The organism is Microbacterium sp. UBA1097 (assembly GCF_002313585.1).
GTDB lineage: Bacteria > Actinomycetota > Actinomycetes > Actinomycetales > Microbacteriaceae > Microbacterium.
On the sequence record NZ_DCBW01000008.1, the window covers coordinates 114,584 to 136,685 of the forward strand.

Here is a 22,102-nt window from a genome sequence, read left to right on the forward strand (position 1 = left end):
GGGGTCGCTCAGATCAGCCCGCGATCCGATCAGCCCGCGCTCGCCGAGCCCACACCTCGCGCGTCGAACCCACACTTTTCCGCGGCCGAATCCTGTCGGCTCAAGGCCGAAGGTGTGGGTTCGACGGATGGAAGGTCGGGCTAGAGCGCGCCGCCGGCAGCGGGCGGGGCGTCGGTTTCGGTCGAGTCGCCGTTCGGCATGTCGCGAGCGACGAAGTTCTCGATGTCGAAGAGGTTCGTGGTGCGCTCCGCGATGTTGAGGAGCGTGGTCATCGACGCGACCTCCTCGACCTGCTCCTTCAGGAACCACAGCATCGCCTGCTCGCCCAGTCCGTCGCTCTCGGCGCGGGCCGCGGCGAAGAGCGCCTCGATCTGTGACGAAACGCGCTTCTCCTGCTCGAGTGCCAGGCGGATCGGCTCGGCGTGGTCGGCAAAGTCGGTGCGCACAGCTGGAACGCCGGGGATGGTCACGCCCATGTCGCGGTCGAGGCGGTACTGGATGAGCATCATCGCGTGGTTGCGCTCTTCGACGGACTGGCGGTAGAAGTGGCGCGCGAGCTGCGGCAGGTCGTGGTCGTCGTACCAAACGGCGATGGCGATGTACTGCTGGCTGGCGGCGAACTCGTGGCCGATCTGCTCGGACAGCAGCTGGTCGAACGTGGTCATGACACTCCGATCGGGTCGCGAAACTCTCCCTCCCATCCTGGCAGAGTGCGCTACTGCGAGAACAGTCCGGCGGGGTCGCCGACCGAAGCGAGGTACGCCGCGCGACGCTCGAACAGTGCGGGGACGCGCCCGCGGACCTCCGCGATGAGTTCGCCGAGATCGGCGGTGGTGAGGATGCCGTCAGCGACGACAGTGCGACCGGCGACGACCACCCGATCGACGTCGCTGCCGCGGACGGCGTGCACGAGGTTGTGGTGGATATTGGCGTGCGATCCGGCCGGCAACAGGGGAGTCATCCGTGGTGTATCGGTCCGCACCGCGATCAGATCGGCCTGCTTGCCGGGTTCGAGGGACCCGAGCCGGTCCCCCTGACCGATGGCCCGCGCCCCGCCGATCGTGGCCATTTCGAGGACCTGCCACGAGTCCATGGCTGCGGCATCCATCTTTCGCAGTTTGCCGAGCAGGGAGGCGACTTTCATCTCCTCGAACATGTCGAGGTTGTTGTTCTCTTTCTCGCCATCGGTGCCGATGGCGACGTTCACCCCGGCCTCGAGCATCTCGGCGATCGGCGCGATGCCGCTGGCGAGCTTCATGTTGCTGACGGGGTTGTGGGAGACGCCGACTCCGCGCTCAGCGACCAGCTCGATCTCGTCGGCGTCCAGCCAGACGGCGTGAGCGATCATGGCGCGGGGCGTGTCGAAGAAGCCCATGCGCTCGAGGGCATGCATCGGTCGCAGGCCGGTGCGCTCGGCGAAGATCCGCACATCCAACTCGGACTCGCTGCAGTGGGTGTAGATGCCGGCTCCATAGTCGCGGGCCATCGCGACGGCGCGGGCGCGGCCGGCGTCGTCGGCGTAGAACGGATGCTCCAGCCCGACCCAGGGCATGATGCGCCCACCGCCGGCGCCCGTCCAATCGCGCAGCATCCGCTCGTTGTCGTCGAGGGTGTCGAAGTAGTCGAAATCCGGGTGCTCGCCGACATAGTTGACGGTCACGAGCCGGTTGCCGAGTTCGACCGCGGCGCTCGCAGCCCGGTCCATGTAGCGCCACATATCCACGACGGTGGTCGTGCCTGAGAGGAGTCCCTCGGCGTAGCAGAGGGACGCGGCCGCGGCCGCGTCGTCCGGTTCGAGGACGCGGTGCATCGGATCGATGTGTAGGCGGAGCCATTCGTAGACGGGAAGGTGCTCGGCGGTTCCACGCAGCAGACCGGAGTGATGGTGGCCGTTGATCAGCCCCGGCATCAGCAGCCGGTCGGTCAGATGAGTGTGCTCAGCGTCCGGGTACCGCTCTATCAGGTCTGAGCGTGGGGCGACGTCGATGATCCTGTCGCGGTTGATCGCGACTCCCCCATCCGTAAGGACGCTGCGTGCAGCATCCATCGGCACGACGATGTCTGCGGTGAGAATGTGCACGCTCATGGCATCCGTTCTGGCGGCGACCGCGGATCGCTGGCCATCGCTGACGCCGACGCTAGCGGCGGCGTGTGTCGGCCCGGTTTCGGGTCGGCGAGTCGACCCAAACGGATGCCGCGGCCGCGCGAACCGGCAGGATTTCGGTGCGGGTGCGGCGTGTCGTAAACTGGACGGCGGTGACGTGTCCGAGCGGCCGAAGGTGCAACTCTCGAAAAGTTGTGTAGGGTAACCCCCTACCGTGGGTTCAAATCCCACCGTCACCGCCACTGTCGAAGCCCCGCGAACCCTTGAAAACACAGGGATCGCGGGGCTTCTCTCGTTCTCGAATCGGGCTCGTGGGTAAAAAATGGGTAAAGCCGTGTTCCAGGTCGTGTTGTCGTTGCCGCGCCGTGGAGCCCTTGGATGACGCGCGGGGGTCGTCGTGAACGTGCAATCGCTGAAGGCTGGCCGCTGTGTCGGATCCGGCGTCGGATGCCTTGGGTCAGGAGAGATCGATGCCCGCGGTGGGCGTCGGGATGCTGGGGAGATGACTGACGCCGGCTTCGAGGACACGGACTGCGGAGTGGTGTCGCGCGGTGCTGAGTGCTTGGGCGACGTAGTCGAGGTCGTCGTCGAACAGGTCGGCGTAGGTGTCCAGCGTCATCGCGGCGGACGCATGGCCGAGCATTCGTTGGATGGCTTTGACGTTCGCGCCGGCGCTGATCGCGAGACTCGCGGCTGTGTGCCGGAGGTCGTGAGGGGTGAGTCGGGGGAAGGTGGGGTCGGCGCGCATGGCGCGCCGGACTGCCCCGGCGAACCATCCGTCTTGAGAGTTCGGTAGTCGGAGTGGCTCACTCCCGGTTCCGAAGAGGTAGTCGTCGGGGTGCTTGTGGGTGTGTCCGAGCCGGACCAAGTCGTCGAGGAAGTCGGGGTAGGGGACAGAGCGTGTGGCGTGTGTTTTCGGTGACCCGGTGTGGATGGTGCCGCCGACGAGGACCGCGTTCTCTTGGACGGTCACTCGACGTCGCGCGAGGTTGACGTCCGAGACGCGCAGTGCGGTCGCTTCGCCCCATCGCAGCCCGGTGTAGGCGAGGAAGTAGAGGAGGTGAGCGAGATGGTCCTCCGCCTTGAGCAGGTGCTCGGCGAATACTAGTCGGTCATCGGTGCGACACGCGGGCACGCGTCGCAGACGAGCGGGCAAGGACATCCGGGTTCGCCCGGCTCACGCCAAGCATTCCATAATGGGGTCGCAGATCGGGCTTCACAAGTCCGATCTCATTCACAGCTGAGGACTCGGGCGTGACGTCGACCTCGTCGATGCCGCGACCGCATCTGGCGCCGTGGCTCAACAGCCAACGTCCGCACAGCTCGGTCGACGACGTCGCTCCACTCGAGGTCGGGCAGCTCGACCACGCTCTCAAGGAACCGGTCGAGCTGCCGGATGACGCAAGTACACCGCTCTTGGGAAACGCCGGCGCGGGGTGTCGCGGGGTCATTGCGATGGATCTGAAGCAGATCGATGTAGTCGGTCCGCAACCGGGACAGCTGGTGTTCGACCTCCTGCAGGATGTGCTTGCGGGACAGGCCGCGCTTGTTTGGGCCTGTGCCGACGGGGTGTCGCAACTTGGTCGCAATGACGATCTCGTCCCGATCGGCGAAATCCGCGAGGGCGCGGCCGAGGATCTCTTCGCTGGAACCGTTCGAATAGAGGTTCGCCGTATCGAACAGATTGATGCCGACGTCCAGCGCGTGCTTGATCAGTGGACGACTGTTGTCCTCGTCGAGTGACCAGACCGGGTGCCCGCGCTGAGGATCGCCGTACTGCATCGCCCCGATCCCGATCGGTGAGACATCGAGCCCGGTCGTGCCCAGTTTCCTGTACTTCATTGAGCTCCCTTGTTACTCTGAAACGGAGAGATCTCCATATAACGTAACGGAGAGTTCTCCGCTTAGCAAGATGTTTGGCAATTCGAGGGAGAGCGCGTGATGGTTCGGTCGGACGCGCGGGAGAACCGCGATCGCCTGCTCGCGGTCGCGCGGCGTGCGTTCAAAGAATCCGGTGACGTCTCGATGAATCAGATTGCGCGGCTTGCGAATGTCGGCGCGGGCACGCTGTACCGAAACTTTCCGAATCGTGATGCGTTGGTGCTGGCGATCTACGCCGACGAGGTGGCGCAACTGATCGACAGCGTGCCCTCGCTCCTCGAGCGCAGCTCGCCCTTCGACGCGCTGCGCTCGTGGACCATAGACCTGGTTGAGGCGATGCGTCGGAAGCACGGTCTCGGCGACGCCCTGAACTCACCGGCTCATCAGGCCGCGAACGAACAGCACTGGGGCCCTGTCGTGGCCGCCATCACGCAGATATTCGATGCGGGTAAGCGAGACGGCAGCATCAGACAGGACGCGGAGCCCGCTGACTTTCTCATGCTAACCGGGTCGCTCTGGCGCGCGGCAGGCAACGCTCACGCTCAACCCGAGCGCATGCTCGACCTGATACTGGACGGTCTCCGTGCGCGCTAAACCGGTTTCGACCTGGAAGACGCCTGGCCTTCCGGAGGGGCTTCCTCCAGTGCGCTGCGCGCCACCTTCCATCCGTGTTCCTGGCGCACCACGTCTCCACTCCGCTGAGCCTCGAGGTGCATCTCAATCTGATTCAGCGCCGAGTACCGTCGATAGGGGGAGAGGGAATCCCACCCTCCACTCCAGGTCAAGGCAGCCGCCGTCGCCCACACGCTGCGCGCGCCCGCGGCGCGGGCTGACGATACCGTTGCCGTCCGAGTCAGGTGATGCCGCAGGATGCGACGGGCTCTGGCGGCTAGGTCGGGGATGAACTGCTCATGCCCTGGCAAACCTCGCTCGCCACGTTCGGACACGCGAAGAAGACTCCAGAGGTAGTCCGTGAGGGCATTGCGCGCAGTGGTGCCACCCAGGCCGATGCCCGGGTTCGAATGGGAGAGCACGTGATCTCCCGTGATGACGAAACCCTTCGCGCGATCGGCGAGGCAAATGTGACCGGGGGTGTGTCCGGGTGTCCATACGACTTCGATGACCCTTCCCGGTACCGGCAGGCGGTCGCCGTCGCGCACAATCTGGTCTGGTACGAGCGCTTCGGGGCGCGATCGACGTCCGAGAACGCGGAGAATATGGTCGGCGTCGCCCGAAGGCACTTCCCACGCGCGCATCCGCTCGCTCAACAGGTCGACATCCCACCGACGACTCGCAGCACCGTCGAGAGCTGCAGCTTCGTCCCCATGCATGATCACGTGGGCGCCGGTCTGCTCCCGTATCGCGTCGGCCAGTCCGAGATGATCCGCGTGCTGGTGCGTGATCGTTATGCTGCGGACCTCCTCCAAGGCCCTCCCGGTCCGGGCGAGCTCTCGTGCGAGATGGCGGAGATTGTCGTCGGATCGCCAGCCCGGATCCACGAGATGTATCCCGCCATCGCTGTCGTCGATCGCGTAGCACCAGGTGAAGTCGACTCCCTCGGGCTGCGGGACGGGCACAGGAATCGCGCGGACACCATGCTCTGGCTCAACCGATGCTGGCAATTCGTCGGCTCCGATCCGAAAACCTTGACATCTAATACTCTTATGAGATTACTCTAGTTTCTGCGACGCTTCGATCGCATGACCGCAACCAGGAGTTCGACGATGAACACAGCCACTCGCCCATGGAGGCGACGCCTGCTCGCCTTGATTCCGGCCGCTGCGCTGGCGGTGGTTCTCGCGGCGTGCGCCGGCGCCGCGGACACCAGCGACGCGGACAACGCAGACGTGGATCCGAACGGTTCCCTTACCTTTGGCTATTTCGAGCCAGCGACGAGCCTGGATCCGCAGCAGGGCACCTCATCGCAGGACATCCCCTGGCTGCTTCCTGTCTACGAGAGCCTCTTCAGCTATTCCCCCGATGGTGATGTCGCGCCAGCACTCGCCGAGTCGTGGGAACTCACCGACACTGATCTCACGATTACTCTCCGCGATGGCCTCACCTTCCATGACGGCACCGCGTTGGATGCGGATGCGGTGGTTGCGAACATCGAGCGCGGCAAGGAACTCGAAACGTCCACGGTCAAGGGCGACCTGGCCACTGTCACGTCGGCATCCGCCACGGACGACGTGACTGTCGTGCTCACCCTGTCCGAACCTGATGCCGCACTTCCGGCGAAGCTGGCCGACCGTGCCGGAATGGTGATCTCTCCTGCGGCGTTCGGAGATGAGACGAATTTGGCCATTCAGCCAGACGGTGCGGGCCCGTGGAAGTACGTCTCCTACTCACCGGGGGACCGCCTCGTTGTAGAGCGCTTCGACGGCTACTGGAACCCAGACGCGGTCATGTTGCAGGACCTGACTATCCGTCTCATAGATGACGACGACACCCGTCTGAACGCAGTCCGAGCAGGCGAGGTGGACGTGGCCCAGATTTCCGCCGCACAGGTACAGCTCGCCTCCGCCGACCAGTCGCTCGAGGTGCGCACCGATCCCGCCCTCGCCGTCGACCAGATCGGTTTGAACATCGCCATCGCGCCGTTCGATGACCCGCTCGTTCGCGAGGCCATCAACTACGCGATCGATCGCGAGGCGCTCCTGGAGGGGCTATATCGCGGCACAGGCACGATCGCGTGGCAGCCGTTCCCGCCGGGCTACTACGCCAACGACCCCGATCTCGAGGGTATGTATCCATATGACCCGGAGAAGGCGCGTGAACTCCTCGCCGAGGCGGGCTACCCGGACGGATTCTCGTTCGACTTCAAGACGAACAATCAGCCGTTCCGCGTACAGGCGACGGAGGCGATCGCCGCCATGTTGAGCGATGTGGGGATCGATACGAACATTATTCCGCTCGAAGGTCCGGCACTGCTCGACGAGTTCTACTACCAGCAGTCAGTACCCGCCTACTTCACCCCGTGGGGTGGTCGGGCAGACCCGTCGCAAACTCTCGACAATCTGTTCGGGCCGAACGGTCTCAACAACCCGGCGAAGATCACTGATCCAGAGCTTGCGGCGCTGCTGGACGAGGCGCGTGCTACCGGCGACCAGGAAGAGCGAGCTGCTCTCTTCAAGGAGGCATCGGCGAACATCATGGAGACCTCTCGGATGATCCCTCTGATGTTCCCCGGCGTCACAACGGCAGTGCGCGACAACGTCGTCGGCTACTCAACGGGCGTGACGGGGAAGGCAAACTTCCTCAACGTTGGCGTCACGGCGGACGGCAGCTGAACAGACCCGATGACTATCCCTACACGCCACACCGCGCGGTTCCCAGCCGCAGATGAGCAAGCCCCCAGTCGGGGGGCGAGGACATGCTGAGGTTTGCCGGCCGCCGCCTGCTCTTCCTCGTTCCACAGTTGCTACTCGCGGCGCTCGTGGTCTTCATCCTGACGTCTCTCCTTCCCGGCGACGCTGCCATCGCCCGGGCAGGGGGGGAGTCAGCTTCCCCTGAGTTGATAGCGCAGTATCGAGCCGAACTGGGGCTGGATCAGCCACTGTACGTGCGCTTTTTCAACTTCGTGGCTAGCGCCGCGACGGGTGACCTCGGCTACTCGTTCAGTACCAGCGAATCGGTCACAGACATTCTGTGGCGCACCGCCCCAGTCACGTTGAGTCTCGTCTTCGTCGGTTTCATCATCGCGATCCTGATCGCCCTGCCCCTCGGAATCATCGCGGCCCTCAACCCCAACGGATGGGCAGACCGAATCTCGCTGGGCATCGCGACCAGTGGAATCGCCATCCCCAACTTCTGGTTTGGACTACTCCTCGTCCTCGTGTTCAGCCTCAGCTTGGGCTGGTTTCCTGCTACGGGCTATGTGTCGCTCTCATCCAACCCTTGGCAGTGGTTCGTGCACCTCGTGTTGCCCGCGTTCACTCTCGGCTACTCACTCGCTGCGGAGTTGACGCGCCAATTGCGCGCAGCGCTGGGCGACCACCTCCGCCGCGACTACGTCCGCACCATGCGGGCTGCGGGTCTGTCGGAAAGGAGCGTGGTCGGTAAGCACGCCCTGCGCTCGGCGCTCGGTCCCGCGGTCACGACGCTTGGCCTTCAGGTGCCGATCGCCATCGGGGCTTGCGTCGTCATCGAGGCCGTGTTCAATCTCCCAGGACTGGGGAGCCAGATGGTTCAGGCCGTCTTCTCTCGCGACATTCAGCTGCTCCAAGGCGTGATTCTCTTCACGGTTGTGCTGGTGGTCATCGCCAGCTTCCTTGCTGACCTCTCCTATGCACTCATCAACCCGAAGGTGAGGGCGGAATGACAACGTCACCTCGTGTGGTGCCCAGCACCAGCCTCATTCCTGTGAGCGGGCCGAAACGGAAGCGGCGCGGTTTGCTTCGTCGTGTCTTCTCACGCGGCCCGGGCATGGTCAGCATCATCTTCCTCGCGGTACTCATCATCGTGTCCGTCATCGCCCCATGGATCGTTCCATACGACCCGAACGCGATTGACCTCCGAGCCGTGCTCGAGCCGCCTTCGCCCGCTCATTGGCTGGGAACCGATGACCTCGGCCGCGACGTGCTGTCGAGACTGCTCGTCGCCGGCGGCGTGTCGTTGGCTGCCACCGCTCAAGCGGTCTTCGTCGGGCTGCTCTTCGGTGTACTCCCCGGCGTCCTTTCCGGCTACTTCGGTGGCTGGTTCGACACCATCGTCACCAGGGCGGCTGACGTCCTGCTGAGCTTTCCCTCGCTGATTCTCGCGCTCGCGATCGTCGCCATACTCGGGCCTGGCCTCGGCAACGCGATGTTCGCCGTAGGGATCGCCTACGCGCCGAGGTTCCTTCGCATCGTGCGCGGGCAAGTCCTCTTCGTTCGAAACGAGACATTTGTCGAAGCGGCGATCTCTACTGGCATACCGCGCGCGAAAGTCATTTGGGGACACATGCTGCCAAATGCGTGGCCGGCGCTCATCATCCAGATCTCCTTCATGCTCGGACTGACGCTCATCATCGAGTCCAGCCTTAGCTACCTCGGCCTCGGCGTGCAGCCGCCGAACGCGAGCTGGGGTTCGATGATCGGCGGCAGCAAAGCTTTCATCGAGATCGCGCCATGGCTCGTGCTGGCACCCGGTCTCGTGATCTTCTTCACATCCCTCGCGTTCAACTCGCTGGGGGACGTGCTCAGAGACGAAGTCACAGGAGGTCGTGGACAGTGACCACTCCCACATCGACGCAAACGAGCAACGTCCCGAGTGATCGGGAGCCGCTTCTGACCGTGGAGGACTTCTCGCTGGATCTCGCGCCGAGCGGCGAGTTCGTCCCCGTACTCAGCGACGTTGACTTGACTGTGCGCTCGGGCGAAGTGGTCGGGTTGGTGGGCGAGTCAGGCTCAGGAAAGTCGACGCTCGCAATGTCGCTCATGGGGCTCGTCCCGAAGAAGATCTCGCGGCGACGATCCGGACGGATCGCGCTGGGCGACATCGAGATCACCGGTGCGCCGCGACGTGCGCTTCAGTCCGTGCGCGGAAGCAAGATCGGGATGATCTTTCAGGAGCCGATGACGGCCCTCGATCCGGCCTACCGCGTTGGAGATCAAGTTGCGGAGGCGATCCGCCGCCACACAGGAGTCAGCCGCACCGAGGCGCGCAAACGCGCCATCGAGAACTTCAAGCTCGTGGAGGTGGCGGATGCTGAGCGGCGTGCGGACGCGTATCCCCACGAGCTCTCAGGCGGTCTTCGACAGCGCGTTTGCATCGCATTGGCGATCGCATGCCGGCCTCAGGTCCTCATCGCCGACGAACCGACGACGGCTCTGGATGTGACGACGCAAGCGCAGGTGCTTGACCTCCTGCGACGACTTCGGGACGAACTTGGCATGGCGGTGATCCTTATCAGCCACGACCTCGCGGTCATAGCCGAGTTCTGCGACCGGGTAATGGTCATGTATGCCGGACAGATCGTCGAAGCTTCGCCGATCGACCCGTTCTTCATCGAGCCGGAGCACCCCTACTCTTCGGCTTTGCTACAGTCTCTGCCCGAGAATCAGCCTCCGCTCCGTGCCCTCAGCGTCCTTCCGGGTTCACCGCCGCCGCTGGGGATGGAGGTCGCCGGGTGCAGGTTCGCTGCTCGCTGTGCGCACATGGTCGAGGGCACATGCGACGTGGCGCCAATCCCCTTGACAGCGCGCGGCGATCGCGCGTTCCGGTGCGTCCGCGCCGACGAACTAGACCTCCCAGGAGCCGCACGATGATGGCAGCATCCGGCGTTACCGAAGACGAGTACGTTCTCATTGGTCGCGACCTCGTAAAAGAGTTCGCCGGTCGGTCCGGCCTCTTCTCGCGCCGAGGGAGTCACGTGCGAGCTGTCGACGGGGTGACTCTCGGCCTGAAGAAGGGACGCACGCTGGGGCTAGTCGGAGAATCCGGATCTGGAAAATCTACCGTCGGTCGGTTGCTTCTTCGACTGCTCGACTCGACTGACGGGGAAATCCTGCTCCACGGCGAGGAGATAACGAAGGACCGTCACGGAGATCTTCGGCGGGCACGACGAGAGATGCAGATGGTCTTCCAAGATCCATACTCTTCCCTCAATCCCACGATGCGCGTGGGTGAGCTGGTGGGTGAGCCCATTGCCTACCATCGAAAGCTGCGCGGACAAGCTCTTGATGACGAGGTCGCGAGAATTCTCGTGGCGGTCGGGCTCTCGGGCGAGCACGCGCGACGATTTCCGGATGAGTTGTCCGGCGGGCAGAGACAGCGCGTTGCGATTGCTCGAGCTCTCGGGCCCTCGCCGGACGTGCTCGTCTGCGATGAGGCAGTTAGTGCGCTTGACATCTCGATTCAGTCGCAGATTCTCAATCTGCTCCTCCGGTTGCAAGAGGAACTCGGATTGACGATCCTGTTCGTGTCGCACGACCTCAGTGTGGTGCGGCATGTCAGTCATGACATCGCGGTGATGTACCTCGGTCAGATTGTTGAGCAGGGGCCCGCTGAGCGTGTGGTCGATGAACCCGCGCATCCCTATACGGCCGCGCTCCTCTCCGCCGTGCCGGAGGCGAAGCCGGCAGACCAGCGGAGTCGCGAGAAGATCCTCCTCCGGGGCGATCCGCCCAGTCCCTCCGAGCCGCCGCAGGGATGCCCGTTCGCCAGTCGGTGCCCCGTCGCGTTCGAGCCTTGCGACAAGATCCGCCCGGAGCACACTGCGGTCGAGGGCGGTGGGACGGTTGCGTGCCATCTTCAGACCGCCGGACCTGTGCTCGCGGGCCGACCGGTACCCATCGAACTTCTATCCCGAGCACATAAGTAGTACACTAGTAGCAGGTATGCAACGAAGGAGAAGCATGTCAGATATTGCTCGTTTGACCGTCATCGGGTCGGGGACCATGGGGCACGGGATTGGTCAGCTTGCTGCCATGCGCGGCATCGAGGTCAGTGTGTACGACGTGGATGAAGCCGCGTTGGAGCGCGCGCGCAAAAGTGTGGAGACCAGCCTCGGCCGCTTCGTGAAGAAAGAAAGCATTAGCGAGGAAGAGTCCCAGGCGATCCTTGGCCGGATGTGGTTCCGGTCGGACCTCGATGAGGCCCTGAGCGGGTCGGAAGTCGTCATCGAAGCGGTGCCCGAGATCCTCGAACTCAAACAGCGCGTTTTCACGGATGTGGATGCCCGCACCGCCCCGGACGTTCTGCTCGCCACAAACACCAGCCAGCTGAGCATCACTGCCATCGCCTCCGCGACGGCGAACCCCCAGCGTGTCGTAGGTATGCACTTCTTCAACCCGCCCGTGATCATGCGACTCGTGGAGATCATCCGAGGCACCGTGACCACAGACGAGATGCTGCAGCGCACCATCGCGCTGTCTACCCAGCTTGGGAAGGAGAGCATCGTCTGTCAGCGGGACACACCCGGGTTCATTACGACTCGCGCGATCATGGCGTTGCGCCTGGAATGCATTCGCATCTACGAAGAGGGCATCGCCTCGATGGAAGACCTCGACAAGGCGATGCGTCTGGCTTTCAACCATCCCATGGGTCAGTTCGAGCTAAACGACTACAACGGTCTCGACATCGCACTGCAAGGGTCACGCAACCTTCGCGAAGCGTATGGCGAACGGTTTGCGCCGCCACCGAGCCTCGTGGCGAGGGTTGCGGCCGGGCGGCTCGGGCGCAAGTCCGGCGCCGGTTGGTACGAGTACACCGAGAATGGGAGTTGAGTCATGCCGGTCACCGTGGTCCACGATGGGCACATTCGCATCATCACGATCGACCGCGCTGAGGCGCGGAACGCGATCAACAAGGAAACCCGAGCGGGTCTCGAAGCCGCATTCACCGAGTTCGTCGCGGACGACGATGCGTGGGTGGCGGTGCTGACCGCCGCTGGAGACAAGGCCTTCAGCGCCGGCGCCGACTTGAAGGAGATGGATCCGACCGAGCGATCCGACCCGAACTACGTGGCGCCGCCGTTTGGCTTCATTACCCGGGACTTTCGGACAGACAAGCCGATCATTGCGGCTCTCAACGGCGCGGCCTTTGGTGGGGGCCTCGAACTGGCGCTCGCCTGTGACATTCGCGTCGTCGCTGATCACGCGGTGCTCGGTCTGACGGAGGCCAAGTGGGCTCTTTTGCCCGGCGGTGGCGGTACCCAGCGCCTCGTTCGAGGAATCCCTCGCGCCGTGGCCCTGGAGATGCTGATGACGGGAGCGCCGATCTCGGCGGGCCGCGCCTACGAAATCGGGATGGTCAATGCCGTGGTCCCATCTGCTCAGCTCATGGAGCGGGCGATGGAACTCGCGCGAACGATCGTCAACAACGGACCGCTTGCGGTGCGCGCCGCGAAGCGTGCCGTCGATGAAGGTGCCGACGAGACTCTCGAACGGGGTCTCGAGATCGAGCAGCGCCTTAGCAAGTCGCTGTTCTCCACCAACGATGCTGCCGAGGGCCCGCGCGCGTTCGCGGAGAAGCGCCCCCCGGCGTTCACTGCCACCTGAACTACACGAAAGAGAATCCATGATGACAACCGCCGAGTTGCTGAGCGCGGCTGCGCTGTTCGAGCTGCCTCCCGAGATCGAAGAGTTCCGTGCGTCGGCACGTGCGTTCGCCGAGCGTGACGTCGCACCCCTTGTCGACGAGGCGGAGAGTTCGGGCACGTTCCCGGTCTCACTCTTCCGTCGTGCCGGCGAGCAAGGCCTTCTCGGCCTGCAGTTCGACTCGGAGTGGGGCGGGTCCGAGGCTGGCCTCCTCGCGGACATGATCTTCCGTGAGGAGGTCTCGCGAGTATGCGCGGGGATCGCGGCCGGCCTCGGTATCCAGGGTCAGATCGGCACCGCCTACCTGGCGAAGTTCGGCAGTGACGAGCAGAAGGCGCGGTGGTTGAGGCCGTCGATCGCTGGTGAGCTCATCACCGCGTGGGGTCTCACCGAGCCGGATGCAGGTTCGGACGTGCGCGCCATTCGGACGACCGTTCGCGCAGATGGAGACGAATTCGTCCTGAACGGCCGCAAGACCTTCATCACGAATGGGCCGATCGCCGGCGTCGTGGGTGTGGTGGCGAAGCAGGCCGAAGACAGGTTTGCGGTGTTCATGGTTGAGGCAGACGACGCGGGCTACTCGGTGGAGCGCACCTTGAGCAAGTTGGGATGCCGATCGTCCCAGGTGGGTGAACTGGTGTTCGAAAACGTGCGTCTCGACGCCTCTCGAAGGCTGTCGCCTCCCGAAGGGTCGAGCATCGACGCCATTCTGGATGTCCTGATCCGAGGCCGTGTGCTCATCGCGGCCGCGTCACTGGGAGTCGCGGGGGCGGCGTTCGACCTGGGACTTCAGTATGCGAAAGAGCGCAAGGCGTTCGGCCGTCCGATCGGAAAGTTCCAGGAGATCTCGATGAAGTTCGCTGAGGCCGATGCGCGCATCGCAGCGGCCCGGCTCCTCACCTACCGTGCGGCGGTGTTGTGCGATTCGTCCGAGGTTGTCCCTGTACGCGAGTGTGCTCAGGCCAAGCTCATGGCGAGCGAGACGGCGCTCTGGGTGGTGGATCAGATGATGCGGGTCTTCGGTGGTATGGGATTCATGACGGAATCAAAGATCGAGCGCCTCTACCGCGACGTCCGCTACTTCCAGATCGTGGAGGGAACGACCGAGATTCAGCATCGCATTCTCGCGAAAGCGGTGGGCCTGTGACCGAGGCCGTCGGTGAGGTGCTCGTAGAACGCGATGGCGCCGTTGGCCTTCTGACTCTCAATCGTCCAGCAGCTCGAAACAGCATGACGCCGCGCATGATCGATGAGCTCGGCAATGCGTTGGGGGAGTTCCGAGACGATTCGGACATCGCCGTCGTGGTGATCACCGGTGCCGGCGATCGTGCGTTCTGCTCGGGAATGGACTTACGTGGGACGCCTCCGACTAGCTCCTTCGAGGATCAGTTCGGTGTCCCACCCCAACATCTCTCGCGAGGAATGGAATTCTGGAAGCCCGTCATCGCCGCGGTAAACGGATACGCGTTAGGCGCCGGATTCGAGCTCGCCCTGTCCTGCGACCTAAGGTACGCGTCGTCAACAGCGAGCTTCGGGCTTCCCGAGGTCGGTATCGGGTCGATGCCGGGTGCGGGCGGCACGCAGCGCATCATCCGGCAAGCGCCCTGGGCCCTCGCTATGGAGCTGCTGCTGACGGGTGACCGATGGGATGCCCATCGCATCGAACGCGCCGGACTCCTCAACGGTGTTGTGGCGCCGACGGAATTGATCGCGACGGCGATGGACGTCGCGCACCGGATCGCACGTAATGCCCCCCTGTCCCTCCAGGCGGTCAAGCAAGCCGCGTGGCGCGGACGACATCTTCCTCTCCCCGAGGCGCTGAGTCTCGAGAGGACCCTCTTCAACCTCATCCGCGACACCGAGGATCGCGCGGAAGGGCGTGCGGCTTTCGCCGAGAAGCGCCCTCCCGTGTTCCGCGGACGTTAGCGCCACCGCGAAGGAGAACAGCACTGTGGCACAGACCAATCACCCGCTCAGCGGCAGCGCAGCGATCGTCGGCGTAGGCCGAACGCGCATGGGCAAGATGCCGGGAAGCACCGCGCTCGGGCTCGGGCTGGAGGCCCTGACGGCCGCCATTGCCGATGCGGGTATTGACAAGAGCGAGATCGACGGTGTGCTCACGCATCCCGGCACGACATCCCGGGAGGGGGCGAACCACTATCTGCGCCTCTCGGAGGCTGCGGGCATCAACCCGCGGTACGCGGCGTCGAAGTCGATGGGTGGCGCGACGGCAGGGGCGCTTGTCCAAGAGGCGGTCATGGCGATCGACGCGGGATTGGCGACGACCGTGGCTTGCGTTTTCGGGGACGCGGCCCTCACGGGGGGGCAACGTTTCAACAGCCCAAACGGCGACCCTGGTTTGAACTGGGGCATCTGGGGCATGTTCGGACCGCAGGCCAACAGCGCGCTCGGTGCGCGGCGCCACATGGCGCTCTATGGCACGACGAGCGAGCAGCTGGGGGCTGTCTCCGTCACTTTCCGCCAACATGCGCAGTTGAATCCGGACGCCGTCATGCACGGCAAGCCGATAACACTCGAGGATCATCAGAGTTCTCGAATGGTCGTCGAACCCTTCCACCTCCTGGACTGCTGTCTGATCAGCGACGGCGGGGTTGCGATCATCGTCACCTCTTCGGGCCGAGCGAAGGATCTCGCCAAGCCGCCCGTACACATCGCGGGCATGGGTCAGGGGTACACCGCGCGCAAGTCGGAGGAGCTCGACTGGTGGTATCTGCCGCATCAGCGGGGGGTGCTTGATGAGGCTTGGGCGATGTCAGGTCTTGGGCCGAGAGACATCGACGTCGCCGAACTTTACGACAACTTCACGTTCTCTGTCCTGTTGTGGCTCGAGCACGGCGGATTCGTTGCCCCCGGGGAGAGCGGCGCGTTCGTTGCGGAAGGGAACCTGCGGCTGGGTTCGACGCTGCCCACGAACACTCACGGCGGCAGCCTCTCTGATGCCTACATGCAGGGGTGGACGCACATCGTCGAAGGTGTCCGCCAGCTTCGAGGCGAAGCTGGCGACCGTCAGGTCGCGAATGCCGAGACCTGCCTGACCACGGGTCGCGGAATGGCCCTCAACACAGCGAACGCATTGGTGCTCACGAAATGACCTACGACAAGCCGCTCCCCGTTCCAACCGATGGATCCCAGCCTTTTTGGGATGCCTGCAAGCGACACGAGCTCACGATCCAGGAGTGCCTGGCCTGTGGTCACCGCCGGTGGCCGATTGGCCCCGTCTGCACGGAGTGCCTATCAACCGATTTTGAGTGGGTGGTTCTTCCGGGCACCGGTGAGGTGTGGTCGTGGATCGTGTATCACCAATCCTTCAATGCCGCGTGGGCGCCGGAGCTTCCGTACAACGTTGCGCTCATCCGCGTCGATGGCGCGCACACGATGATCTCCAACCTCGTCGATGTCGCGGCAGACGAGATTGAAGTCGGCCAGAAGGTCACGGTCGTTTTCGACGAGGTGACGGACGAGTTCGCCATTCCGAAGTTCCGCCCCGTTCTCTGATTCACGATGAGGCAAGAAGCGGAGTCATCGGGGCGGCGGCGGAGCTTCCGTCAGCTCTTTTCCGTCGAGGACTACGCGGAACGCTTCGACATGGCGTGTCATGCGACGCGCTGCCGTCTCGGGATCGCGAGATCGAATCGCGTCGAGGATCAGCCGGTGGGCTCGGATAGTGGAGTCAGTCTGTGTAGCGAACGCCTCGGACGCGCGGCTGTATATCAGCTGCTGCGTTGTGGCAGTGAGTGCCGAGATAACGCCGTTGTGTGTGGACTCCGCGACGAGTATGTGAAAACGGGCGGCCTCTTCAGCGACGATCTCAGGGTCGTTGGGATGCTCTTCGGCTCGAGTGATGGATGCCTCGATTCGTTCGAGGTCCTCAGCGGTCGCCCTCTGCGAAGCAAGGCGCACGGCGAGGGGTTCCATGAGCGCGCGCGCCTCGAGAAGCTGCTCGGTGGTGGTGTTCTCGACGGCCAGTATGACGTCGAGGATCGTCGCCAGCCGTTCGATGCGGGGAGTGGTCACGTAGGCTCCGCCGTGTCGACCGGAGCGTACTTGGATGAACCCGTCGGCTTCGAGGAGCATCAGCGCCTCTCGAACCGTTGCGCGGCTCACGCCGAGTTGTTCGATCAGCTCTCGCTCGGTGGGGAGGCGGTCCCCGACTCGCAACGAACCGCTCCGGATCTCGCCACGTATCTGCGCGGCGATGACGTCCGCGAGCTTCTTTTGCTTGATCTTGTCGAAGACGACCTCAGGCATCCCGCTCCCGTTCCGTGTTGACCGGGCCCCCGGCGTGTCTGTGAGACAACTTTATCTCACGACTAGCTATATCGGTAACTATGCTAACATTATGATAGTCAGAGAGGACAGGTCCAGATGAGCGAAACGACCATGCGGCCGTTGGCGGGGGTCCGCGTCCTCGCGCTCGAGAACTTCGTCGCGGGGCCAACGGCCACGATGTTTCTTGCCGATTGGGGTGCGGACGTCGTCAAGATCGAGCCGCCGACGGGGGATACGTATCGTTCCTTCCCGCCAATCAAGAGCACGGAGAGTGCCGTCAGCAGTGTGTGGTTCAGCCGACTCAATCGCGGCAAGCGCAGCGTGGTGCTCGAACTGGCGACAGGCGCGGGTAGGGAGAGGTTCCTGGAGCTAGCGAGTGTCGCGGACGTGCTCGTGCAGAATCTTCGCCCGGGGACTCTCGCCAAGCTTGGCCTGGATTATGAGACGCTGTCGGCCGTAAACCCGCGGCTGATTCTGGTGTCGATATCCGGCTTCGGGCAGCCGGACGTGCAAGCGGGTCCGTACACCAAGATGCCTGCTTTCGATCTCATCGGTCAGGCTATGTCCGGCATTGCGTACACGTCGGGACGAGAGGGTGACCCACCGTCTCCCGTCGGCTTCCCGCTGATCGACACGTCTGTGGGCGATTGGGCCGTAACCGCTACGCTACTCGCCCTCTATCAGCGCGAGCGTACGGGGCTCGGGCAACACCTCGACGTTGCGATGTTCGATGTGGGGATACACCTGAACGAGTACGCAGTCGGTGCCTATGGGTGGCACGGTGTCGCGCCGCTCAGAGGAAGGTTGCCAAGCTCGGCGCCATTCGAACTCGTGCGGGCCAGTGAGGGATACGTGGCGATTGCCGTGTCTGGTGAGGCGATCTTTGCGCGATTCGCGGAAGTCATCGGCCATCCCGAACTTGCGACTGATCCTCGCTACGCTAACGGAACGTTACGCGCGTCCGCGATGGACGATCACTTGCTCCCTCTTATCGAGCGGTGGACCGGCGAGCGCTCAGTCTCCGAGATCGTCGCTGCTCTCGGCGCAGCCGGCGTGCCGGCGTCGCCCGTTCAGGGGGTCGCCGACCTCTTCGAGGACGAGCACGTCGCCGCGCGGGACATGATCGTACGCGTTCCAGACGAGGTCCTGGGCGAGGTGCGCGTCGCGGGCAATCCAGTCAAGGGGACTCGACTGCCTCCTCTCGAGCCGCGCAGCTCTCCGCAGCTTGGTGCCGACACCGATGACGTCCTCGCCGAGTGGCTCGGCAGTACCAGGAATGACCCCGACGAAAGAGAGACAACCTGATGCGCCTCACCGAGGAGCTGGAGGCCGTCCAGCAGATCGCGCGAGACTTCACGCGGCGAGAGCTTGTGCCTCTCGAGGAATCGGTCATCCGACGCGAGGTCGAGCGGGGATTCGACAAGGTTCCCCTGATCGAGCCCGAGAGAGAGCAGCAGCTCACCGCAGCAGTACGGGAACTCGGACTTTGGGGAATAGAGGTTCCTGAGGAGCTCGGCGGCGCTGGTCTCGGATTGCAGGCGAAAGCGGTGGCGTTGGAAGAGGTCAACTACAGCATCACCCCCTACCGCCTCCCTCCCGAGAGTCCCAACATCTCCTATCTCGACGCCGTGGCGACGTCGTCGCAGAAGCAGCGCTACCTCGAGCCCCTCTGTCGAGGTGACATGACATCCGCGCTCGCTCTCACCGAGCCCGACGCAGGAGCGGACGCGGCGGGTATCCGCACGACGGCCGTCAAGGATGGCTCCGAGTGGGTCATAAATGGCAGCAAACTGTGGATCTCCTGGGCGGACACGGTGGACTTCTTTATCGTCATCGCCGTGACGGACCAGGAGAAGCGCAGCCGCGGCGGGATGACCGCATTCCTCGTCGACCGAGACGCGCCCGGTCTCGACATCTCCGCTCCGATACCGACCATGGGGGAACAGCGCCCCTTCGGGCTCTTCTTCGACAATGTTCGGGTCGCGGACGATGCAGTCCTTGGGGAGATCGGCAACGCATTTCCGCCGCTCACAAACCGATTGGGCGTGCGTCGGGTCGAAATTGGAGCCAGGTGCACCGGTCAGGCGCAACGCATGATCGACATGATGTGCTCGTACAGCCTCGAGCGTCACACTTTCGGAGCTCCGCTCGCCGACCGGCAGTCCGTGCAAAACATGATCGCGGACTCCGTCATGGAGCTTCATGCGGTTCGTCTTATGGTTCATGACGCTGCCACGGCACTCGATGCGGGGGAACGAGACATCAGGCTTGAGGCCAGTTCTGTGAAGGTGCAAGCCACGGAGATGTTGAGCCGTGTCGTCGACCGGGCAATGCAGGTGCACGGCGCAATGGGTTACTCGAAAGAACTGCCCATCGAGTACGTCTATCGCAATAGTCGCGTACTCCGCATCCTTGAGGGGCCGTCGGAGATCCACCGCGGTCAGGTCGCCAAGCTATCTATCAAGCGGCGGGCGAGCCGGTGAGCGGCGCGCTCGACGGGATCCGCGTCGTGGAGCTCGGGGACGACAGCGGAGCGTATGCCGGTCGGCTCCTTGCAGGACTGGGCGCGGAGGTTGCGCGTGTTGTTGCGCCCGTTGGCCTCACCGTCCGGGGGTGGAACGTCGATCCCGACCCCGTCGTTCAGGCGTATCTCCACCGGGGCAAAGTGCCGGTGGAGTTGCCGACCGCGAAGGGCCACCGCACGCGCCGCCTTGCCCAACTCATCGACGCTGCGGACATCGTTCTCGAATCGGGTGCGCCCGATGTACTCGAGCAGCTCGGCTTGCCGGGTGAGGACGACTGCCTACGCCGGGAAGATCTCATTCGAGTGCGAGTGACCCCGTGGGGTATCGAAGGCGATGATGCCATGCGGCCCAGTAGCGACATCGTGAGTAGCGCTGCGGGAGGGTTTCTGACCCTCGCGGGATGGCCGGATCGCGCTCCTACGCGTGCGTATGGAGACCAGAGTTGGCGCATGGGTAGCCTCTACGCTGCGGTAGGGGCAATGCTCGCTGTCCTCGCACGTGACCGTGATGGCGCGGGTCAGCAGGTGGACGTGGTTGTCACCGAGGCAGTTGCCACGGCGCTCGAGAACTCGCTTCAATACGCCGATCTGGAGGGCGTCATTCGTCGGAGATCAGGACCGGGGTACGAGGAAGCCGGAAGCGGCGTCTACTCCTGTGCAGACGGGTACCTCTATGTCATGGTTGGGCGACTCAGCACGGCACAGGGTTGGCAGAATCTCACCGCGTGGTTGCGGGAGGCCGGTGCGGTCGGTGCAGACGAGCTCAGTTCGGATGAGTGGGCCGACTATGAGTTTCGGAAGACGCTGTACGCCCAGGAACGCTTCCGAAAGGTCTTTGAGGATTTCGCTTCGCGCTTCGCGAAGGCCGATATCTACGCTGCGGCGCAGCGGCGCGGGATCGCGATCTGTCCGATCAACAATCCGAACGATCTCCTGGCAAGTGAGCATCTGAACGCCCGCGGATTCTTCGAGGCCGGCCCAGACGGGGCACGTCACGTCGGAGCTCCTTTTCGGATGTCAGGAACCCCGTGGGCCATCGCAGAGCAGAAGAGGGAGGTGCCGGTATGAGCTCGGCGCTACCTCTCAGTGGTGTACGCGTCCTGGACTTCACGTGGGTTGGCGCGGGGCCGATTGGTACGAAGATCCTCGCCGAGTTCGGCGCTGAAGTAATCAAGGTCGAATCGCGATCACGTCCCGACCCACTTCGACGGACGGGACCGTTCGCGCCCGGAACCGATCCATTGGAGCGATCGGGCTACTTCGCGGACCGCAACCCGCAGAAGAGCAGTATCTCGCTCGACCTTACGCACCCGCGCGCGCGAGACGTTGTTCTACGTCTGGCGACGGTCAGTGACGTATGCGCTCAAAGCTTCCGTCCCGGAACCATGGAGAAATGGCGGCTCGGATATGAAGAGCTCACCGAAGTTCGTCCGGATCTGATCTATCTTGCGATGCCCATGCAGGGCGAGTCAGGACCGCACTCGACATTCTCGGGATTTGGGGCGACGCTGGTCGCGCTGTGCGGACTGCATGAGCTGTGCGGATATCCCGACCGTGAGCCCGTGGGGACGGGGACTAACTATCCGGATCACGTGCCGAACCCCCTCCACGCGGTCTTCGCGGTCCTTGGCGCTCTAAGGCACAGAGCACTTACGGGCCAGGGACAGCGGATCGAGCTTTCGCAGTTGGAGTCGACCATCAACGTCATTGGCCCGGCCATCGAGGCTGCTGCGCTCGGCCACGCACCGATTCGCGATGGCAACCGGATCGCCCATGCCGTGCCTCATGGAGTGTTCCCTGCCGCGGGTGACGACCGCTGGGTGGCGATTGCCGTCATGGACGATCGCCAGTGGCGAGGGCTGGCGGGCGCGACCGGCCTCGATTCCTTTGCTGCGGACCGCTGGTCGACCTTCGAAGGTCGATTGGCTTCCCGCGACACGATCGAGTCACAACTGGCGGATTGGACGTCTGCGCTCGAGCCGGACGAGATCGAAGCACGCCTTGTGCGAAGCGGAGTTCCCGTGTCCGTCGTCCGCAATGCGGGTGAGCTGCTCGAGGGCGCTTCTGGGCTCCGTGCGCGCGGGGCCTTCGAGACGCTCCCCCATCCCGTCATGGGGGACACCATTTACACCGCGACGACACCCCGCCTTTCGCGGACGCCCGGTCGCCTCGATACGCCAGCGCCTCTGTTGGGCCAACAGACCGACACCGTCCTGCAGGACCTCCTCGGAATGAGCATCTCGGATATCGCATCACTTCGCGACGACGGGGTCTTGGCATGAC

At 63.9% G+C, this 22,102-nt stretch carries 22 protein-coding genes, 1 tRNA gene and 1 pseudogene; 18 read left to right on the forward strand and 6 right to left on the reverse strand.

Annotation, left to right across the window (positions count from 1 at the left end; translation table 11 throughout):
• Positions 1-140: 140 nt before the first annotated feature.
• On the reverse strand, positions 141-665 hold the full coding sequence (locus B4F19_RS01950; RefSeq protein ID WP_292732514.1) for a ferritin: 525 nt from the start codon (positions 663-665) through the stop codon (positions 141-143).
• A 50-nt stretch (positions 666-715) separates the two neighbouring features.
• Positions 716-2,086, reverse strand: a complete 1,371-nt coding sequence (locus B4F19_RS01955) for an amidohydrolase family protein (RefSeq protein ID WP_292732516.1) — start codon at positions 2,084-2,086, stop codon at positions 716-718.
• Positions 2,087-2,255: 169 nt separating this feature from the next.
• Between B4F19_RS01955 and B4F19_RS01960 the strand changes: the two genes are divergently transcribed.
• A tRNA-Ser gene (locus B4F19_RS01960) sits at positions 2,256-2,346 on the forward strand.
• A gap of 215 nt (positions 2,347-2,561) precedes the next feature.
• Here B4F19_RS01960 and B4F19_RS01965 read toward each other — a convergent pair.
• Together B4F19_RS01965 and B4F19_RS01970 are read right to left on the reverse strand one after the other, a co-directional pair.
• Positions 2,562-3,239 (reverse strand): site-specific integrase, encoded by a 678-nt coding sequence (locus B4F19_RS01965; protein ID WP_292732518.1) that lies wholly within the window; start codon positions 3,237-3,239, stop codon positions 2,562-2,564.
• Between the two features lie 95 nt (positions 3,240-3,334).
• Positions 3,335-3,946, reverse strand: a complete 612-nt coding sequence (locus B4F19_RS01970) for an aldo/keto reductase (RefSeq protein ID WP_292732521.1) — start codon at positions 3,944-3,946, stop codon at positions 3,335-3,337.
• A 99-nt stretch (positions 3,947-4,045) separates the two neighbouring features.
• Here B4F19_RS01970 and B4F19_RS01975 point away from each other — a divergent pair, with 99 nt between their 5' ends.
• Positions 4,046-4,579, forward strand: a complete 534-nt coding sequence (locus B4F19_RS01975; protein ID WP_292732641.1) for a TetR/AcrR family transcriptional regulator — start codon at positions 4,046-4,048, stop codon at positions 4,577-4,579.
• Here B4F19_RS01975 and B4F19_RS15840 read toward each other — a convergent pair.
• The gene (locus B4F19_RS15840; protein WP_366767900.1) at positions 4,576-5,562 is read right to left on the reverse strand and encodes an MBL fold metallo-hydrolase; all 987 of its coding nucleotides are present in this window, start codon (positions 5,560-5,562) and stop codon (positions 4,576-4,578) included. The two genes, B4F19_RS01975 and B4F19_RS15840, sit on opposite strands and share 4 nt — an antisense overlap.
• A 147-nt stretch (positions 5,563-5,709) precedes the next feature.
• Between B4F19_RS15840 and B4F19_RS01985 the strand changes: the two genes are divergently transcribed.
• The 12 genes and pseudogenes from B4F19_RS01985 (at position 5,710) to B4F19_RS02035 (ending at position 16,521) form a co-directional block, all read left to right on the forward strand.
• A complete protein-coding gene (locus B4F19_RS01985) occupies positions 5,710-7,275 on the forward strand; it encodes an ABC transporter substrate-binding protein (protein ID WP_292732525.1) in 1,566 nt (521 codons plus the stop codon).
• An 83-nt stretch (positions 7,276-7,358) separates the two neighbouring features.
• A complete protein-coding gene (locus B4F19_RS01990; protein ID WP_292732527.1) occupies positions 7,359-8,306 on the forward strand; it encodes an ABC transporter permease in 948 nt (315 codons plus the stop codon).
• On the forward strand, positions 8,303-9,199 hold the full coding sequence (locus tag B4F19_RS01995) for an ABC transporter permease (protein ID WP_292732529.1): 897 nt from the start codon (positions 8,303-8,305) through the stop codon (positions 9,197-9,199). The genes B4F19_RS01990 and B4F19_RS01995 overlap by 4 nt, the downstream gene beginning before the upstream one ends.
• On the forward strand, positions 9,196-10,233 hold the full coding sequence (locus B4F19_RS02000) for an ABC transporter ATP-binding protein (protein ID WP_292732531.1): 1,038 nt from the start codon (positions 9,196-9,198) through the stop codon (positions 10,231-10,233). The genes B4F19_RS01995 and B4F19_RS02000 overlap by 4 nt, the downstream gene beginning before the upstream one ends.
• A gap of 122 nt (positions 10,234-10,355) precedes the next feature.
• Positions 10,356-11,288 carry an ABC transporter ATP-binding protein gene (locus B4F19_RS02005; RefSeq protein ID WP_292732533.1) on the forward strand — a complete coding sequence of 311 codons (933 nt, stop codon included), beginning with the start codon at positions 10,356-10,358 and terminating at the stop codon, positions 11,286-11,288.
• Between the two features lie 34 nt (positions 11,289-11,322).
• A complete protein-coding gene (locus B4F19_RS02010; protein WP_292732535.1) occupies positions 11,323-12,192 on the forward strand; it encodes a 3-hydroxyacyl-CoA dehydrogenase family protein in 870 nt (289 codons plus the stop codon).
• 3 nt (positions 12,193-12,195) lie between these two features.
• Entirely contained in the window at positions 12,196-12,966 is a 771-nt protein-coding gene (locus B4F19_RS02015) for an enoyl-CoA hydratase/isomerase family protein (protein ID WP_292732537.1), read from the forward strand.
• Between the two features lie 19 nt (positions 12,967-12,985).
• The gene (locus B4F19_RS02020) at positions 12,986-14,152 is read left to right on the forward strand and encodes an acyl-CoA dehydrogenase family protein (protein ID WP_292732539.1); all 1,167 of its coding nucleotides are present in this window, start codon (positions 12,986-12,988) and stop codon (positions 14,150-14,152) included.
• Positions 14,149-14,931: an enoyl-CoA hydratase/isomerase family protein gene (locus B4F19_RS02025; RefSeq protein WP_292732541.1), complete on the forward strand. Its 783-nt coding sequence runs from the start codon at positions 14,149-14,151 to the stop codon at positions 14,929-14,931. The genes B4F19_RS02020 and B4F19_RS02025 overlap by 4 nt, the downstream gene beginning before the upstream one ends.
• Positions 14,932-14,956: 25 nt before the next feature.
• On the forward strand, positions 14,957-16,117 hold the full coding sequence (locus tag B4F19_RS02030; RefSeq protein ID WP_292732543.1) for a thiolase C-terminal domain-containing protein: 1,161 nt from the start codon (positions 14,957-14,959) through the stop codon (positions 16,115-16,117).
• Positions 16,114-16,263 (forward strand): annotated as a pseudogene (locus B4F19_RS15845) (zinc ribbon domain-containing protein); the annotation flags it as partial. The gene B4F19_RS02030 and the pseudogene B4F19_RS15845, both read left to right, overlap by 4 nt.
• A gap of 15 nt (positions 16,264-16,278) precedes the next feature.
• On the forward strand, positions 16,279-16,521 hold the full coding sequence (locus tag B4F19_RS02035; RefSeq protein ID WP_292732545.1) for a Zn-ribbon domain-containing OB-fold protein: 243 nt from the start codon (positions 16,279-16,281) through the stop codon (positions 16,519-16,521).
• A gap of 24 nt (positions 16,522-16,545) precedes the next feature.
• Here B4F19_RS02035 and B4F19_RS02040 read toward each other — a convergent pair whose 3' ends face one another.
• The gene (locus tag B4F19_RS02040) at positions 16,546-17,274 is read right to left on the reverse strand and encodes a FadR/GntR family transcriptional regulator (RefSeq protein WP_292732547.1); all 729 of its coding nucleotides are present in this window, start codon (positions 17,272-17,274) and stop codon (positions 16,546-16,548) included.
• Positions 17,275-17,406: 132 nt separating this feature from the next.
• Between B4F19_RS02040 and B4F19_RS02045 the strand changes: the two genes are divergently transcribed.
• From B4F19_RS02045 to B4F19_RS02060, 4 genes are read left to right on the forward strand one after another with little or no spacing between them, the layout of a single operon-like run.
• A complete protein-coding gene (locus B4F19_RS02045; protein ID WP_292732643.1) occupies positions 17,407-18,600 on the forward strand; it encodes a CaiB/BaiF CoA transferase family protein in 1,194 nt (397 codons plus the stop codon).
• Positions 18,600-19,778: an acyl-CoA dehydrogenase family protein gene (locus tag B4F19_RS02050; protein WP_292732548.1), complete on the forward strand. Its 1,179-nt coding sequence runs from the start codon at positions 18,600-18,602 to the stop codon at positions 19,776-19,778. The genes B4F19_RS02045 and B4F19_RS02050 overlap by 1 nt, the downstream gene beginning before the upstream one ends.
• Positions 19,775-20,887 carry a CoA transferase gene (locus tag B4F19_RS02055; protein WP_292732550.1) on the forward strand — a complete coding sequence of 371 codons (1,113 nt, stop codon included), beginning with the start codon at positions 19,775-19,777 and terminating at the stop codon, positions 20,885-20,887. Before B4F19_RS02050 ends, B4F19_RS02055 begins: the two co-directional genes overlap by 4 nt.
• The gene (locus tag B4F19_RS02060) at positions 20,884-22,101 is read left to right on the forward strand and encodes a CaiB/BaiF CoA transferase family protein (protein WP_292732552.1); all 1,218 of its coding nucleotides are present in this window, start codon (positions 20,884-20,886) and stop codon (positions 22,099-22,101) included. Before B4F19_RS02055 ends, B4F19_RS02060 begins: the two co-directional genes overlap by 4 nt.
• The last annotated feature ends 1 nt before the right edge of the window (position 22,102 follow it).

Excerpts from the sequence above, each read along its gene's own strand:
- B4F19_RS02020 (WP_292732539.1), top strand. The coding sequence starts at position 12,986 with ATGATGACAACCGCCGAGTTGCTGAGCGCGGCTGCGCTGTTCGAGCTG.
- B4F19_RS01950 (WP_292732514.1), bottom strand. The coding sequence starts at position 665 with ATGACCACGTTCGACCAGCTGCTGTCCGAGCAGATCGGCCACGAGTTC.
- B4F19_RS01985 (WP_292732525.1), top strand. The coding sequence starts at position 5,710 with ATGAACACAGCCACTCGCCCATGGAGGCGACGCCTGCTCGCCTTGATT.
- B4F19_RS01990 (WP_292732527.1), top strand. The coding sequence starts at position 7,359 with ATGCTGAGGTTTGCCGGCCGCCGCCTGCTCTTCCTCGTTCCACAGTTG.
- B4F19_RS02050 (WP_292732548.1), top strand. The coding sequence starts at position 18,600 with ATGCGCCTCACCGAGGAGCTGGAGGCCGTCCAGCAGATCGCGCGAGAC.
- B4F19_RS02060 (WP_292732552.1), top strand. The coding sequence starts at position 20,884 with ATGAGCTCGGCGCTACCTCTCAGTGGTGTACGCGTCCTGGACTTCACG.
- B4F19_RS02015 (WP_292732537.1), top strand. The coding sequence starts at position 12,196 with ATGCCGGTCACCGTGGTCCACGATGGGCACATTCGCATCATCACGATC.
- B4F19_RS01970 (WP_292732521.1), bottom strand. The coding sequence starts at position 3,946 with ATGAAGTACAGGAAACTGGGCACGACCGGGCTCGATGTCTCACCGATC.
- B4F19_RS02045 (WP_292732643.1), top strand. The coding sequence starts at position 17,407 with ATGCGGCCGTTGGCGGGGGTCCGCGTCCTCGCGCTCGAGAACTTCGTC.
- B4F19_RS01975 (WP_292732641.1), top strand. The coding sequence starts at position 4,046 with ATGGTTCGGTCGGACGCGCGGGAGAACCGCGATCGCCTGCTCGCGGTC.
- B4F19_RS01955 (WP_292732516.1), bottom strand. The coding sequence starts at position 2,086 with ATGAGCGTGCACATTCTCACCGCAGACATCGTCGTGCCGATGGATGCT.
- B4F19_RS02040 (WP_292732547.1), bottom strand. The coding sequence starts at position 17,274 with ATGCCTGAGGTCGTCTTCGACAAGATCAAGCAAAAGAAGCTCGCGGAC.
- B4F19_RS01995 (WP_292732529.1), top strand. The coding sequence starts at position 8,303 with ATGACAACGTCACCTCGTGTGGTGCCCAGCACCAGCCTCATTCCTGTG.
- B4F19_RS02010 (WP_292732535.1), top strand. The coding sequence starts at position 11,323 with ATGTCAGATATTGCTCGTTTGACCGTCATCGGGTCGGGGACCATGGGG.